The organism is Aeromonas sp. sif0611 (assembly GCF_019218845.1).
In the GTDB taxonomy this organism is placed as follows: Bacteria; Pseudomonadota; Gammaproteobacteria; order Enterobacterales; family Aeromonadaceae; genus Aeromonas; species Aeromonas media.
Window position 1 is genome coordinate 281,839 of the sequence record NZ_JAHUWU010000001.1, and the last position, 14,697, is coordinate 296,535.

At 62.1% G+C, this 14,697-nt stretch carries 10 protein-coding genes; 4 read left to right on the forward strand and 6 right to left on the reverse strand.

Annotated features, from left to right (window positions below; genetic code table 11):
- Positions 1–74: 74 nt before the first annotated feature.
- The gene (locus tag KW824_RS01280) at positions 75–1,310 is read right to left on the reverse strand and encodes a lipoprotein-releasing ABC transporter permease subunit (RefSeq protein WP_218408657.1); all 1,236 of its coding nucleotides are present in this window, start codon (positions 1,308–1,310) and stop codon (positions 75–77) included.
- Between the two features lie 312 nt (positions 1,311–1,622).
- Between KW824_RS01280 and KW824_RS01285 the strand changes: the two genes are divergently transcribed.
- Together KW824_RS01285 and mfd are read left to right on the forward strand one after the other, a co-directional pair.
- A complete protein-coding gene (locus KW824_RS01285; protein ID WP_218408658.1) occupies positions 1,623–2,198 on the forward strand; it encodes a PilZ domain-containing protein in 576 nt (191 codons plus the stop codon).
- Positions 2,199–2,238: 40 nt separating this feature from the next.
- Entirely contained in the window at positions 2,239–5,691 is a 3,453-nt protein-coding gene (gene mfd, locus KW824_RS01290; RefSeq protein ID WP_218409066.1) for a transcription-repair coupling factor, read from the forward strand.
- Positions 5,692–5,769: 78 nt separating this feature from the next.
- Here mfd and fbp read toward each other — a convergent pair whose 3' ends face one another.
- Entirely contained in the window at positions 5,770–6,804 is a 1,035-nt protein-coding gene (fbp, locus tag KW824_RS01295; RefSeq protein ID WP_042650393.1) for a class 1 fructose-bisphosphatase, read from the reverse strand.
- Positions 6,805–7,176: 372 nt separating this feature from the next.
- Here fbp and KW824_RS01300 point away from each other — a divergent pair, with 372 nt between their 5' ends.
- On the forward strand, positions 7,177–8,793 hold the full coding sequence (locus KW824_RS01300) for a peptide ABC transporter substrate-binding protein (RefSeq protein ID WP_218408659.1): 1,617 nt from the start codon (positions 7,177–7,179) through the stop codon (positions 8,791–8,793).
- 49 nt (positions 8,794–8,842) lie between these two features.
- Here KW824_RS01300 and KW824_RS01305 read toward each other — a convergent pair whose 3' ends face one another.
- The 3 genes from KW824_RS01305 to sixA form a co-directional block, all read right to left on the reverse strand.
- Positions 8,843–9,763, reverse strand: coding sequence for a DMT family transporter (locus tag KW824_RS01305; protein WP_218408660.1), 921 nt, complete (start codon positions 9,761–9,763; stop codon positions 8,843–8,845).
- 198 nt (positions 9,764–9,961) lie between these two features.
- On the reverse strand, positions 9,962–10,168 hold the full coding sequence (locus KW824_RS01310) for a DUF1107 domain-containing protein (protein ID WP_005324080.1): 207 nt from the start codon (positions 10,166–10,168) through the stop codon (positions 9,962–9,964).
- A gap of 133 nt (positions 10,169–10,301) precedes the next feature.
- Positions 10,302–10,769: a phosphohistidine phosphatase SixA gene (sixA, locus tag KW824_RS01315; RefSeq protein WP_218408661.1), complete on the reverse strand. Its 468-nt coding sequence runs from the start codon at positions 10,767–10,769 to the stop codon at positions 10,302–10,304.
- 162 nt (positions 10,770–10,931) lie between these two features.
- Between sixA and KW824_RS01320 the strand changes: the two genes are divergently transcribed.
- On the forward strand, positions 10,932–13,706 hold the full coding sequence (locus KW824_RS01320; protein WP_218408662.1) for an insulinase family protein: 2,775 nt from the start codon (positions 10,932–10,934) through the stop codon (positions 13,704–13,706).
- Positions 13,707–14,006: 300 nt separating this feature from the next.
- Here KW824_RS01320 and KW824_RS01325 read toward each other — a convergent pair whose 3' ends face one another.
- The gene (locus KW824_RS01325; RefSeq protein ID WP_218408663.1) at positions 14,007–14,654 is read right to left on the reverse strand and encodes a thiopurine S-methyltransferase; all 648 of its coding nucleotides are present in this window, start codon (positions 14,652–14,654) and stop codon (positions 14,007–14,009) included.
- Between the last annotated feature and the right edge of the window lie 43 nt (positions 14,655–14,697).

Below are 14,697 nucleotides of genomic sequence, written 5' to 3' on the forward strand. Positions count from 1 at the left end.
TGACCACATTGGCACCAGTCACAACGCCGGCACTCGCACCGGAGGTAACAACAGAAGATGATGGATTCACAGCGCTATTCATAACGTAATGCCTCGGCCGGTTTGACCCGGGCCGCACGGGCCGCCGGATAGAGGGTGGCACTGAAGCTCAGCAGCACGGCCCCCAGCAAGATGGTCATGACCTGGGCGGGTTCGACGATGACCGGCAGACCGCTGCCCCCCGCCGCCATATAGAGGTTGAGCCCCACCGCATCGAGCAGGGGGTTGAGTCCGAACGACAGGGCCAGCCCCGCCAGACCGCCAAACAGGGCGCCGATGACGCCGCTCGACGCCCCCAGCACCATGAAAATCTTGACGATCCCCGACTCGCTCATGCCCATGGTACGCAGTATGGCCACCTCCCCTTCCTTGTCGGTGACCACCATCACCAGGGCGGAGAGGATGTTGAAGGTGGCGACCGCGATGATCAGCACCAGCATCAGCCCCATCATGCGTTTCTCCATGGCCACCGCCTGGAAGAGTTCACCCCGCTCCCGGCGCCAATCCTGCCACTCCAGTCCGTCCGGCAGCGCGGTTTTCACCACCTGGTCGGCGGCAAAGGGATCGTCGAGCCAGAGGCGGATGCCTCCCACTGTCTCCTCGGGCAGGCGCAGCAGGCGCTGGGCGTCTCCAAGGGCAATCAGCGCCACCTGGCTGTCCACGTCGGCGCCGACCCCGAAGATGCCGGAGACGGTGAAGATCCGCTGGGCCGGAACCCGGCCAAAGGGGGTGAAGCGGGTCCCTTCGGTCAGGATGAGACGGACCTCGTCACCAATGGAGACCTTGAGGCGGTTGGCCACCCCTTGCCCCAGCACTATGTGGTATTGGCCGCGCTGCAGGCTGTCCAGCCGCCCCCCCAGCATCTGGGCATGGAGGATGTCATCCTTGGGCCAGCGGGCCGGATCTATCCCCTGCACGCTCACCCCGGTGAGCTGGCCCGGGCTTTGCAACATGCCTTCGCTGTCGAGCATGGGGGCCGTGGCCACCACGTGGGGCAGCTTGTCGAGATCGGGCAGACCGGGCGGATGGGTATCGATGCGCCCCGCCGGATTGGTCACCACCACGTGGGGGATCACCCCGAGAATGCGCCCCTTGAGCTGCCCCTCGAACCCGTTCATCACCGAAATGACCACCATCAGGGCAGCAACCCCGATGGCGATGCCAAAGGTGGAAAACAGGGAGATAAAGGAGACGAAGCGGTTACTGCGTCGCGAGCCTGCATAACGCAGGCCTATGGCCAGCGAGAGTGGCTGAAAAAGTCCAGTCTTCAAGGATATCTACGTTGCCAACAAAATAAGATGCCGGATAATAGGGTCTGTTGACGCCTCAACGCAAGCCGCGTTGCCGCAGCAGATGACGCCGGAGCTGGCGCAATGGCCCATTCCCCTGAGCCCAAGAGGCAGCCCATGGTGCCATGTTTAACCCAATGCGCAGGCCCCCGCCGCCATGTTGCGCCCCCACAGTGACGGGAGAGCCCCAGGGACGGCTGGAGATGGCGTCTCGCACCAGGCCGGGGACGCCGCGGCGGGGCAAGGTCAACAGTGCCTATAAAAAATCGTCTATGACAACAAGGGATAGCCTCCATGCAGGAACAGTTCTTCAGCGTCACCCATGCCACGCCGGTCAATGTGATCCCCATGCCGGCCGACTTTCACCTGCCGACGCTGGAGGCCCTTGACGCCGAGCTGCCCGAGCCCTTTCGCATCGCCTCCGCCATCACCTCCATCGACCTGGTGAGCAGCCGCCTGCTGCGCAACCAGAACGAGTCAATGCACGATCTGGTGGAGATCATCAACCAGCAGTCCCGCAAGATCGACATGATCATGGGCTTCGTGCTGGCGGCGCAGGATCACCCCGAACATCGCTTCCACACCCTGCGCTTTGGCGCCGGCCAGCTCACCTACCTGCACCCACGCCAGAGTCACGGCGAGCCGCCGCAGTTGCACCAGATAGTGCGGCTCAAGATCTTCCTGCGGGAAGAGGCCTCCGCCGTCTACTGCTATGGCGAAGTCAAGCAGCGGGAGCCCGGCGAGCATGGCACCCATGTGGTGCTCGACTATGTGCGGATCCGCGAGGATGACAGGGAGCTGCTGGTGCGTGCCAGTCTGCATGTGCAATCCAAGCAGCTCAAACTGCGTGCCCAAGAGCGTCAGCGCTAATCACAGCCAACGTCAACGTTAAAAGAATCGAACGATGCCAATGAAACTCCCCGCCTTGCCCGCCAAAGCGGGCCAGAAATTGACCCTGGGCCAGCTGGTCGGCAGCAGCCTGGCGCTGGTTGCCGCCCGCCTCACCCGGGAGGCCAACCGCCCCGTCCTGCTGGTGACTGCCGATACCCCGAGTGCCCTGCGCCTCGAACAGGAGTTGCAGTACCTGCTGGCCGACCAAGGCTGCCCGGTGCTGATGTTCCCGGACTGGGAAACCCTGCCCTACGACACCTTCTCCCCCCACCAGGACATCATCTCCCAGCGCCTCGAGACCCTCTACAGGCTGCCGCAGATGAGCAGCGGCGTGCTGATCGTGCCCATCTCTACCCTGATGCTGCGCACCGCGCCCCAGGCCTATCTCGACAAATACAGCCTGATGGTGACCAGCGGCCAGCGCCTCAACCTGCAACAGTTGCGGGGGCGGCTGGCCGAGGCGGGCTATGTGGCGGTGGAGCAGGTGCTGGAGCACGGCGAGTTCGCCGCCCGCGGCTCCCTGCTGGATCTCTTCCCCATGGGCAGCAACCGGCCCTATCGCATCGACTTCTTCGACGACGAAGTGGACTCCATCCGCCCGTTCGATCCCGAGAGCCAGCGCTCCAGCGAGCCGGTCAAGTCGGTGAGCCTGTTGCCCGCCCGGGAATTTCCCACCGACGAGGCCGCCATCGAGCTGTTTCGCGGTCAGTTCCGCGAGCAGTTCGAGCTGTCGCGCGCCGAGGGTTCCGTCTATCAGGAGGTGAGCAAGGGGCGCTGGCCCGCCGGCATCGAATACTATCTGCCGCTCTTCTTCAGCCAGACCGCCAGCCTGTTTGACTACCTGCCAGACAACACCCTGCTGCTCACCGTGGGGGAGATCTACCCGGCGGCCCAGCGCTTCTGGAACGACATAGGCCAGCGCTATGAAGACAGGCGCTGGGACAATACCCGCCCCCTGCTGCCTCCCCAGCAAATTTACCTGCCGGTGGAGCAGCTGTTTGCGGCCCTTGGTCAGTACGGCGCCGTGCGCCTGCAGGAGGCCGCCACCGACGGCGGCACGGGCCAGCACGACTTGCCCATCGCCCCCCTGCCCGACTTGCAGCTCGATCACAGCAAGGAGCAGCCCCTGCTGGCCCTCAGCCAGTTCCTGCAAGGCTTTGCCGGCCGCACCCTGTTCGCGGTGGAGTCCGAGGGGCGGCGCGAGGGGCTAGGCGATCTGCTCGCGCGGATCAAGCTACAACCCAAGGAGTTCGCCTCCCTCGATGAGTTCGTCGGGAGCAAGGCGCGCCATGGCCTGCTGGTCAGCCCGCTGGAGCGGGGCTTCCTGCTGGAACCCGCTGGGGCAGAGGCCCTGGCCCTCATCACAGAGACCGAGCTGCTCGGCGGCAAGATCAGAAGCAAGCGGCAGCGGGAGAAGAGCAAGAACCTGAGCTCGGATGCGGTGATCAGAAACCTCGGCGAGCTGACCCAGGGCCAGCCGGTGGTGCATCTGGATCACGGGGTCGGCCGTTATCTCGGGCTCGAGACCCTGGATGCCGGCGGCCTGCCCACCGAGTTCCTCACCCTGGAATACGCCGGTGGCGACAAGCTGTTCGTGCCGGTCACCAACCTCCACCTCATCAGCCGTTACACGGGTTCCGATAACCCCCCCAGCCACAAGCTCGGCGGCGAGGCCTGGGTCAAGGCACGGCGCAAGGCGGCGGAGAAGGTGCGCGACGTGGCGGCCGAGCTACTCGACGTCTATGCCATACGCGCGGCCCGGGCCGGCTTTGCCTTCAAGCACGACAAGGAGAGCTACCGCCAGTTTGCCGCCAGCTTCCCGTTCGAGGAGACCGAGGATCAACTCAATGCCATCAATGCGGTGCTGGGGGACATGTGCCAGGCCAAGAGCATGGACCGGCTGGTGTGCGGCGATGTGGGCTTTGGCAAGACAGAAGTGGCCATGCGGGCGGCCTTCGTGGCGGTGCACGGCGGCAAGCAAGTGGCCGTGCTGGTGCCCACCACCCTGCTGGCCCAGCAGCACTACGACAACTTCCGCGATCGCTTCGCCAACTGGCCGGTGCGGGTGGAGGTGCTGAGCCGCTTCCGCTCCGCCAAGGAGCAAACCAGCGTCTTGAAGGAGCTGGCCGATGGCAAGGTAGACATCATCATTGGCACCCACAAGCTGCTCGGCTCCGACCTCACCTTCAAGGATCTGGGGCTGCTCATCGTCGACGAGGAGCACAGATTCGGGGTACGCCAGAAGGAGAAGATCAAGGCGCTGCGCGCCGACGTGGATATCCTCACGCTCACGGCAACACCTATCCCGCGCACCCTCAACATGGCGATGTCCGGCATGCGGGATCTCTCCATCATCGCTACCCCGCCCGCCAAGCGGCTCGCCATCAAGACCTTCGTGCGCCAGCACGAGCCAGCGGTGGTGCGCGAGGCGGTGCTGCGGGAATTGAAGCGCGGCGGTCAGGTCTACTACCTGCACAATGACGTGGAGAGCATAGAGAAGTGCGCAAGCGATCTCGCGGAGCTGGTGCCGGAGGCACGCATCGGCATCGCCCACGGCCAGATGCGCGAACGCGACCTTGAGCGCATCATGTCGGACTTCTACCACCAGCGCTTCAACCTGCTGGTGTGCACTACCATCATAGAGACCGGCATCGACGTGCCGAGCGCCAACACCATCATCATGGACAGGGCGGATCACCTGGGGCTGGCCCAGTTGCACCAGTTGCGGGGCCGGGTCGGCCGTTCCCACCACCAGGCCTATGCCTATCTGCTCACCCCCCATCCCAAGCTGATGACCAAGGATGCGGCCAAGCGGCTGGAGGCGATCGCGTCGCTCGAAGATCTCGGCGCCGGTTTTGCGCTCGCCACCCATGATCTGGAGATCCGGGGCGCGGGCGAGCTGCTCGGCGACGATCAGAGCGGCCAGATCGAATCGGTGGGCTTCACCCTCTACATGGAGATGCTGGAGCAGGCGGTGGAGGCGCTCAAACACGGCAAGGAGCCGTCGCTCGAACAGCTGATGAGCCAGCACACCGAGGTGGAGCTGCGCCTGCCGGCGCTGTTGCCGGACGACTACATCCCGGACGTCAACATGCGTCTGTCCATGTACAAGCGCATCGCCAGCGCGGTGGACGAGCAGGAGCTGCGCGAGCTGAAGGTGGAGCTCATCGATCGCTTCGGCCTGCTGCCAGAGCCGACCAAGACGCTGATGGAGATCGCGGCCTTCCGCCAGCGCGCCACGGCCCTGGGTATTCGCCGGGTGGAGATGAGCGATCGCGGCGGCTACCTGGACTTCACCCAGGAAACCAAGGTCAACCCGACCTATCTGGTAAAACTGCTCTCCGAGCAGCCACGTATCTATAAAATGGATGGACCCACCCGATTGCGCTTCCAGGTGCCGAACCAGGACAGGGCCATGCGGCTGAAACTGGTGGATGCCCTGCTGACGGATCTCGCCAGCCACAGCCTCTAGTGGCTAGGAGCGCCAAACAAAACGGGAGCCATATCGGCTCCCGTTTTTTATGTGGCTATCGCCGCGACACGCCTGGCATCACCCCTGACGGGCCGGATCCTCGTGGGCGGAGAATTCCCGCATGAAGGCCTCGGCCCGCTCCACCATCTTGGTGGAGCCCACGAAATAGGGGGTACGCTGGTGCAGCGCCGTGGGCTGGATATCCATGATGCGACCAAAGCCGTCGGACGCCTTGCCACCGGCCTGCTCCACCAGGAAGGCCATGGGGTTGCACTCGTAGAGCAGGCGTAGCTTGCCGTTCGGGGAGTTGGTGCCGGACGGATAGATGTAGATGCCGCCCTTGAGCAGATTGCGGTGGAAATCCGACACCAGGGAGCCGATGTAGCGGGAGGTGTAGGGCCTGTGGGTCGCCTCGTCCCGCTCCTGGCAATATTTCAGGTATTTCTTCACCCCGTCCGGGAACTTGATGTAGTTGCCCTCGTTGATGGAGTAGATCTTGCCCTCCTCCGGAATGCGGATGTTCTCGTGGGAGAGGCAGAAGCAGCCGATGGAAGGGTCGTAGGTAAAGCCGTTGACCCCAAAGCCCGTGGTGTAGACCAGCATGGTGGAGGAGCCGTAGACAACATAACCGGCGGCCACCTGACGGTTGCCCGGCTGCAGGAAGTCCTCCAGGGTCACCCCGGCGCCCGGCTTGCTGACCCGGCGATAGATGGAGAAGATGGTCCCGACCGAGACGTTGACGTCGATGTTGGAAGAGCCGTCGAGCGGATCGATCAGCACCACATACTTGGAGTGGCGGGAGAGCTCGGAATCGAAGGAGACGAAGTCCTCCTCCTCCTCGGACGCCATGCCGCACACTTCGCCACGGGCCTCCAACGCCGCCTTGAAGCGCTCGTTGGCGTAGACGTCCAGCTTCTGCTGCACCTCCCCCTGCACGTTTTCGGCCCCCATGGAACCGATGATGTCCGCCAGCCCCGCCTTGTTGATCTCCCGGTTCACCACCTTGGCGGCCAGGCGAATGGAGCTGAGCAAGGAGGTCAGCTCGCCGGTCGCGGTAGGGTAGTCCGCCTGTTTCTTGACGATGAACTCGCCCATGGTGATCATGTTTCGCATTCTTGTTCCTTTAAGATCGTTTCCGTTGGCCGTTGAAAACGTTTGCAAGTGTCGGCAAAAAAAGTGCCGATCCTCGGCAGCGTTATTTTGTAACCCAATGTAACGCCTGTTTTTTGTTTTTGCAGCGAATTAAGCCGGCGTATAAATCACCAGAAAACCCCGTCAGTACGACATGCGGCGCTGAAAAAAGGGCTTCGATTGGCGTCTTTCATCATGTTAATTCGTGACGAGAATGCTACTTCACACTTCCTGTCTCCACTCTTCCCCATCCGGCATCCGCCTCGCAATGCCAGTCGGTCCCCCTCTTGAGATCTCACCATCAATCCCGCACACTGCTCTGGCTTTGGAAGCAAAAAAACATAAGGATATTCAATGAAAAGGACTCTCATTGCCGGTGCGGTTGCCGCCCTGCTCGCGCTCCCCGCGCTGGCGGCCCAGGTACCGGCCGGTACCAAGCTGCTGCCAGCAGAACAGCAAACCTTCATCCGCAACATCGGCACCGAACCCGCCTCCATCGACCCCCAGATGGTGGAAGAGACCGCAGGCAGCGACATCGTCAACGATCTGTTCGAGGGGCTCTACACCCTGGATGGCGACGGCAAGTTGCAGCCTGCCGGCGCCCTGAGCTACGAGCTCGATCCCACGGGCACCGTCTACACCTTCAAACTGAGACCCGATGCCAAGTGGTCCAACGGCGAGCCGGTGACGGCAGCCGATTACGTCTATGGCTGGCAGCGGGCAGCGGACCCCAAGAATGCCTCCAACTATGCCTGGTTCATCGAGCTGACCGGTGTCACCAACGCCAGTGACGTGGTGCAGGGCAAGAAGAGCCCGGATGCGCTGGGCATCAAGGCACTCGACGCCCATACCCTGCAGATCACATTGAAGAACCCGGTGCCCTTCTTCCTGAAGACCCTCTCCCACTACACCACCTTCCCGGCCCCCAGGGCGACCATAGAGAAGTTCGGACATGAGTGGGTCAAGCCGGGCAACATCGTCTCCAACGGCGCCTTCGTGCTCAAGGAGTGGACTCCCAACGAGCGTCTCATCTCCGAGCGCAACCCCTATTACTGGGACAACCAGCATACGGTGCTAAACAAGGTGCTCTATCTGGAGATAGTCTCCGACACTGCCGCCTACAACCGCTATCGCGCCGGCGAGCTGCACTACACCAGCTATCCGCTGGAGCAGTACAAGCAGCTCAAGCAGCAGAGTCCGCAGGAGCTGGTGAGCGTACCGACCCTGGCCACCTACTACTACGTGTTCAATACCCAGCGCAAACCGTTCGATAACCCCAAGGTACGCAAGGCGCTGTCTCTTGCCATCGACAGGGACACCATCACCGAGAAGATCCTGGGACAGGGCCAGCTCTCTGCCTTCAGCCTGACACCGCCCATTGTGGACGGCTTCGAACTCAAGCGCCCGGCGAGCGAGCTGATGAGCAAAGAGGAGCGGATCACCCAGGCCAAGGCGCTGCTGAGCGAGGCCGGCTACGGCCCGGGCAAGCCCCTGGACGTGGATATCCTCTACAACACCAACGAGGGACACAAGAAGATAGCGCTGGCCATCTCCTCCATGTGGAAGCACAACCTGGGCGTCCAGGCCAAGCTCAACAACATGGAGTGGAAGACCATGGTATCGGCCCTCAACGAGGGAGACTTCGGGGTCAGCCGCTACGCCTGGAACGGGGATTACAACGATGCTTCCACCTTCCTCGACATCATGACCTCCAGCAGCAGCGCCAACAGCGGCAAGTGGTTCAACAAGCAGTATGACGCCCTGCTGGCCAAGGCCCATGACGCCAGAGATCCGGCCGAGCGCAACCGGCTCTATCAACAGGCCGAAGCCCTGATCGATGCGGAGGCCCCCATCGCTCCGGTCTACTTCTACGTCAAATCCCGCCTGCTCAAGCCCAACATCAAGGGCTACCCCTATCAGAACCCGCAGGATCTGGTCTACTCGAAAGACCTCTATCTGACCGCGCAATAAGGTTCGCTATCCCGCATACAAAAAGACCGCCTTTCGGCGGTCTTTCTTTTTAATCTTCCCGGCAGGTGGCCATCGCGAGCCGGGCCCGCCGCCGCACCATCACCGGTTTGACCAGCAGCTGCGCCAGCAGCACGCCAAGCAGTGTCATGCCGCCACCAATCAGGTGATAACTGGTGAGCCGCTCCCCCAGCCAGCTGATGGCCAGCGCCGCCGTCATCACCGGCAACAGGTTCATGAAGATGGCGGTGCGGCTGGCCCCCAGCAGGGCTATCCCCTGCATCCAGAGCCAGGGTGAGAGGGCCGAGGTCGGGATCCCCGCATAGAGGATGAGCCAGAGCGCGCTGCCATCCGGCCATTTACCATCCACCAGCAGGTAGAAGGGGGTGAGGAACAGCAGGCTGCAGAGCACCTGGCCGTAGAGCATGGACCAGTTGTCGAGCCCCAGATCCCAACGCTTGAGCAGCACGCTGTAGAGCGCATAGGTGGCCGCCGAGAGCAGCATGTAGACGGAGCCGATATGAATACCCTGGGTGAACAAGCGGGTCGGGTCCCCCTGCCCCAGCAAGATGGCCAGCCCCAGGATGGAAATGACACCGCCTATCAGTGCGCCCCAGGTGGGGCGCTCGCGCAGCAGCCAGATGCTGAGCAGCACCGTCATCAGCGGGGTCAGCCCCATCATCAGCCCGATCTCGGTGGCCCCCAGGGTCTGGGCCGCGTAGTAACCGAAGGTCTGGTTCAACACCATGCCGAGCAGGGCCAGCATGGCCAGCCGGGAGAAACCGGCCCGCAGCTGGTCACGCATGCGCCAGGCCCGCCGCGCGAGGAAAGGAGTCAGTACCAGGGCCGCCACCATCCAGCGGGACCAGGCCAGAGCGGCCGGCGAGAGCACCCCCACCGCCAGCTTGCTGACGATGCCGTTGCCGGCCCAGATGGCCATGCAGGAGAAGGGGAACAGAAAGGCAAGGGGCATCGCTATGTCCAGAGAAAGGGGGCGGATATTTCGCGGGAGTATAGAGAGGCAAACAGGATAAGCAAGCGCACTGATGCGGGGCGCGACAACCTCATCCGGAAATCGACTTGAACGGGCTCAAACTGCTTCACTCAGCCCCAGATACAATCATGCCCGCACAGGGCGGGCATGAGGGGGAGATGGCCATGCTGATGCAACTCAAGCGGCATCCATGTGCAGCCTCGATATCAACTCGTTGACTTCGAGCACCGTCTGACGATGGGGAATATCGGCTTGCAGTGGCATCATCAGCAGGCCCGACTGGAAATCGAAGCGCCCCCTGCCGTGGATGTAGATCCGTCCCTTGAAGAAGGTTTTGACATGCTTTGCCACCATCAGTGGCAGGTACTTCTTGAACACTCTCATCGTTTGCAACCTCTTGCAGTTGTATCCGTATGACAGCAGCTTATGCGAGATAATTCCGTTAAATTTGTATAAAAAACCGGAAAAATCGACTCTCTCTTCCCCAAAAAACCAATCTGTAACTTTTTATTAACTTTTATCGTATTGTATGCGGTCCTTCCAGCCAGAGCAAGACCCCCTTGCCATCTTGCCACTCGATACAAGCCAGACCCGAGGTGGCAAACATGGGCGCACCTGCCGCCGGGCAGAGACTTTGCACCAGATACCCGACCAGAGGCAGGTGACTGACCATCAGGATATTGTCGTGGGTCGCCGACAGCGCGGTGAGATAACTCGCCACGAAAGCCGGATCCCCGTAGGGGGTGATCTCGCCGCTCTCCTCGACCTTCAGGGCCTCGGGCAGCTCGGCAGAGATGGCCTGCCAGGTCTGTCTGGCACGCAGGTAGTTGCTGTGGATCACCAGGCTCAGAGAGCCTGTCAGCTGAGGGGCCAACCAGCCCGCCATGTGGATGGACTCTTCGATGCCTTGCTCGGTCAGTGGACGCTGTTCATCAGTCTTTGCGTTCATGCCAGCCTGGCCATGACGCATGATGTAGATTTTCATTACAACCTCGCCCAGGGGGCCTGTTTAAATAGCGGGGGGATCTTACCCCGCCATGCAGGGGGAAACAATTGCGCTACCTCTCAGAAAAGGGTTTGCCTCGTGAGATAGCGGGGTCGATAATCATGTTTAAATTCAAATAAATTCACCGCGAGTCACTCCCCAATGAGCCCATATGCCAGTCCCAACGACCATCGGCGGTATCACTATCTGGAGCTGGCAAACCGGCTCAGGGTCTTGTTGATCTGCGATCCCGAGACCGATAAATCGGCCGCCTCCCTGGCTGTCAACACCGGCCACTTCGATGACCCAGTCGATCGCCAGGGCATGGCCCATTTCCTTGAGCATATGCTGTTCCTCGGTACTCGTACTTATCCCAAACCCGGCGAGTACCAGCAGTTCATGAGCCGCCATGGGGGCAGCAACAACGCCTGGACCGGCACCGAGTTCACCAACTTCTTCTTCGACATCGACAACGGCTTCTTCGAAGCGGGGCTGGATCGCTTCTCCCAGTTCTTCATCTGCCCCACCTTCGCCCCCGAGTGGGTCGACAAGGAGCGCAACGCGGTCGACTCCGAATACCGCCTCAAGTTGCAAGACGACGTGCGCCGCAGCTATCAGGTGCACAAGGAGACGGTCAATCCGGCCCACCCCTTCTCCAAGTTCTCGGTCGGCAACCTGGATACGTTGGCAGACCTGCCCGGCCGGGATCTGCGCTCCGACCTCATTGCGTTCTACGAAACGCACTATAGTGCGGATCGCATGGCGCTGGTGATGATCTCTCCGGCATCCATTGAAACCCAGCTCGGCTGGTGTGATCGCTTCTTTGGCACCATTCTGGATCGCCGCCTGGGGCCTCCTGCCCTCTCGGCCCCCCTCTACCGGCTCGATGATCTCGGCATCCGCATCCAGATAGCCCCGGTCAAGGAGACCCGCAAACTGGCGCTGACCTTCCCGCTGCCGAGCGTGGATGCGCTCTACGACAAGAAACCCCTCACCTTCCTGAGCCACCTCATCGGCTACGAAGGGGAAGGCAGCCTGCTCTCTCTGCTGAAGGCAAGAGGCTGGGTCAACCAGCTCGCCGCCGGAGGTGGCATCAGCGGTGCCAACTTCAAGGACTTTGGGGTGAGCTTCGGCCTGACTCCCCTCGGGCTTGCCCATGTGGACGACATCATCGCCGACCTGTTCGGCTACCTGAAGCTCATCGAACGCGATGGCCTGCAGGCCTGGCGTTATGACGAGAAGCGCAGCGTGCTGGAATCCGCCTTCCGCTTCCAGGAGCGGGGCCGGGCGCTCGACACCGTCTCGGGTCTCGTGCTCAACCTGTTCAGCTATGCCCCGGACGATCTGATCCACGGCGACTACATGATGCGCGAGTACGATGAGCCCCTGATCCGGCGCTTCCTCGCCAAGCTGACCCCCCACAACCTGCGGGTGACCATACAGGCGCCGGAGGTGAGCACGGATCGCCTCGCCCGCTGGTATCAGACCCCCTACAGCGTCCAGAGCATCACCGAGGCGGAGAAGATCCGCTGGCAGCAGAGCGAGCCGGATCCCGCCTTGCACCTGCCCTCTCCCAACCCCTTTATCAGCAGCCGCCTCGATGCCAGAACGCCGGCCCTCAGCGCCGACATGCCGGCCTGTCTGGTCGACCGCCCCGGTTTTCGGCTCTGGCATCTGCACGAGCACCTGTTTGGGGTGCCCAAGGGGAGCCTCTATATCTCCATCGACAGCGAGCATGCGGTCAGAAGCCCGCGCCACATCGCCATGGCCAGGCTTGCGGTGGAGCTGCTCACGGATCACCTCAATGCCCTCACCTACCCGGCCGAGCTCGCCGGGCTCGGCTACCAGATCTATGCCCATCAGGGGGGCTTTACCATCAACCTGAGCGGCTTTGCCGACAAGTTGCCGCTGCTGCTCGACATGATCCTCGGCAACCGTACCCTGGGCTACCCGGATCCGGCCCGCTTCAGCGAAATCAAGGAGCAGCTCATCCGCAACTGGGAGAACCAGTCCAAGACCAGGCCCATCTCCCAGCTGTTCAACCAGCTCACCAGTTTGCTGCAACCGAACAACCCGCCGTTCGAGCAACTGCTGCGCCACCTGCGCACCATAGCACTCGACGAGATGCCCGACTTCGTCACCCGGCTCTTTGCCGAGGTGCACATAGAGACCCTGGTGCACGGCGACTGGACCGCCGCCGAGGCGCTTGAACTGGCCGCCCTGCTGGAGCGTCACCTCGGCGTCAGCAGCCAGCCCAGTGCCGAGACCCGCCGCCCCCTCATCTCCATTCAGGACAGAGGCACCCTCATTCGCGAGCAGGGGTGTGAACACGAAGACTCGGCGCTGCTGGTCTATTACCAGTCCCGCACCACCCGGGCGCGGGATCTCGCCTGCTTCACCCTGGCCAACCACATCATGTCCTCCACCTTCTTCCACGAGCTGCGCACCCGCCAGCAGCTCGGTTACGTGGTGGGGGCCGGCAACCTGCCCCTCAATCGCCACCCCGGCCTCATCTTCTATATACAGTCGCCGGTGGCGGGGCCGCAGATCCTGCTGGATGCGGTGGAGGAGTTCATCGATCTCTTCCCGCTGGCCATGCTGGAGTTCACCGAGCAGCAGTGGCAGGACAGCAAGGCGGGGCTGCAGGCCCAGCTCAGCGAGCGGGATGCCAACTTGCGCAGCCGCGGCCAGCGGCTCTGGGTCAGCATAGGCAACAAGGATCTCGGCTTCGATCAGCGCGAACGGGTGCGCGAGGAGGTGGGCAGACTCAGCCGCGCCGATCTGGTGCGCTTTATCACCCAGTTGCGCTCACGCACCTCGGATCGATTGATCCTCTGCAGCTATGGCCTGGGCCACGAGCACGACGAGCGGATCACCGGCCAGTTCATCGACGATCCCCGGGCCTTCCGGCTCAATGCCGCCACCTTCGAGGCCTGATCAGGCCTCGACTCCCTCCCCACGGCAGATTGCGGGCAATAAAAAGCCGACCCCTGAGGGTCGGCTGGAAAAACCATAGTCAATTGCGACCAGAGCCGCCAAAAGTGAACATGAGCGTGAAAATCAGACACTGAGTCGATGAACGGCCGAATGGTTCAAACCAGAGCGTATCGGTCGACACCTGCAGTGATTGAGAAACAGCCTCATCTTAGGCATTCCCCCGATTTGTCACGTTGATCTATGTCAAAGGAGGTAAAGAAGCGCGCTTTTCCTCTTCAGTGGCGGGATCACGCAGTCACCTCAGCCACGACGGATCAGGCGATAGGCCACCTCATCGAAATAGGAGAGCTGCCCCGAGAGCACCCTGGGGTGATCCAGCTCGGCGGCGCGCCCCAGCACCTCCACGCTAAAATCGCGCTCGAACAGGGTGCGCACCTCCATCTCTCCCACCGAGAACGGCGGCTGCACCTGCTGCTCCGGCTGATACTCGAGCGTCACCAGCAGCACCTGCCCCCCCGCCTCGATAAGGCGGCTCATCAGGGTCGCATACTGGCGGCGCATGGCCGTCGGCAGGGCGATGAGGGCGGCTCTGTCATAGGCGAGCCGGTAGCGGCGGCCAAGCTCGGGGGCGGCGAAGAAATCCCCCTGATAGATGCGCAGGTCGTCGTGCCGGTGACACCGATAAGGGCCCACCTCGCTTGTCTCTACACTCAGATTGTTCTCGTCAAAAAACTGGGTAATGGCGAGCTCGGAGAGCTCGAAACCATCCACCGGATGCCCCTGACCGCTCAGCCAGAGCAGGTCGCGGGACTTGCCGCACAGGGGCACCAGCACGGGCTCACCCTGCTGCTGCGCCGACCACCAGGATTGCAGCCAGCGGTTGAAATCTGCCTGATGAAAGCCAATCCGGTTCTCTTTCCACTTCTGATGCCAAAACGCCGCTTCCATCATCTTCCTCTCGTCATCTGCATTGATGCATCAATATCACAAC

Bases quoted from the DNA above. Each gene is read 5' to 3' on its own strand.
- KW824_RS01300 (WP_218408659.1), top strand. From the start codon at position 7,177: ATGAAAAGGACTCTCATTGCCGGTGCGGTTGCCGCCCTGCTCGCGCTC.
- mfd (WP_218409066.1), top strand. From the start codon at position 2,239: ATGAAACTCCCCGCCTTGCCCGCCAAAGCGGGCCAGAAATTGACCCTG.
- KW824_RS01285 (WP_218408658.1), top strand. From the start codon at position 1,623: ATGCAGGAACAGTTCTTCAGCGTCACCCATGCCACGCCGGTCAATGTG.
- KW824_RS01325 (WP_218408663.1), bottom strand. From the start codon at position 14,654: ATGGAAGCGGCGTTTTGGCATCAGAAGTGGAAAGAGAACCGGATTGGC.
- fbp (WP_042650393.1), bottom strand. From the start codon at position 6,804: ATGCGAAACATGATCACCATGGGCGAGTTCATCGTCAAGAAACAGGCG.
- KW824_RS01305 (WP_218408660.1), bottom strand. From the start codon at position 9,763: ATGCCCCTTGCCTTTCTGTTCCCCTTCTCCTGCATGGCCATCTGGGCC.
- sixA (WP_218408661.1), bottom strand. From the start codon at position 10,769: ATGAAAATCTACATCATGCGTCATGGCCAGGCTGGCATGAACGCAAAG.
- KW824_RS01320 (WP_218408662.1), top strand. From the start codon at position 10,932: ATGAGCCCATATGCCAGTCCCAACGACCATCGGCGGTATCACTATCTG.
- KW824_RS01310 (WP_005324080.1), bottom strand. From the start codon at position 10,168: ATGAGAGTGTTCAAGAAGTACCTGCCACTGATGGTGGCAAAGCATGTC.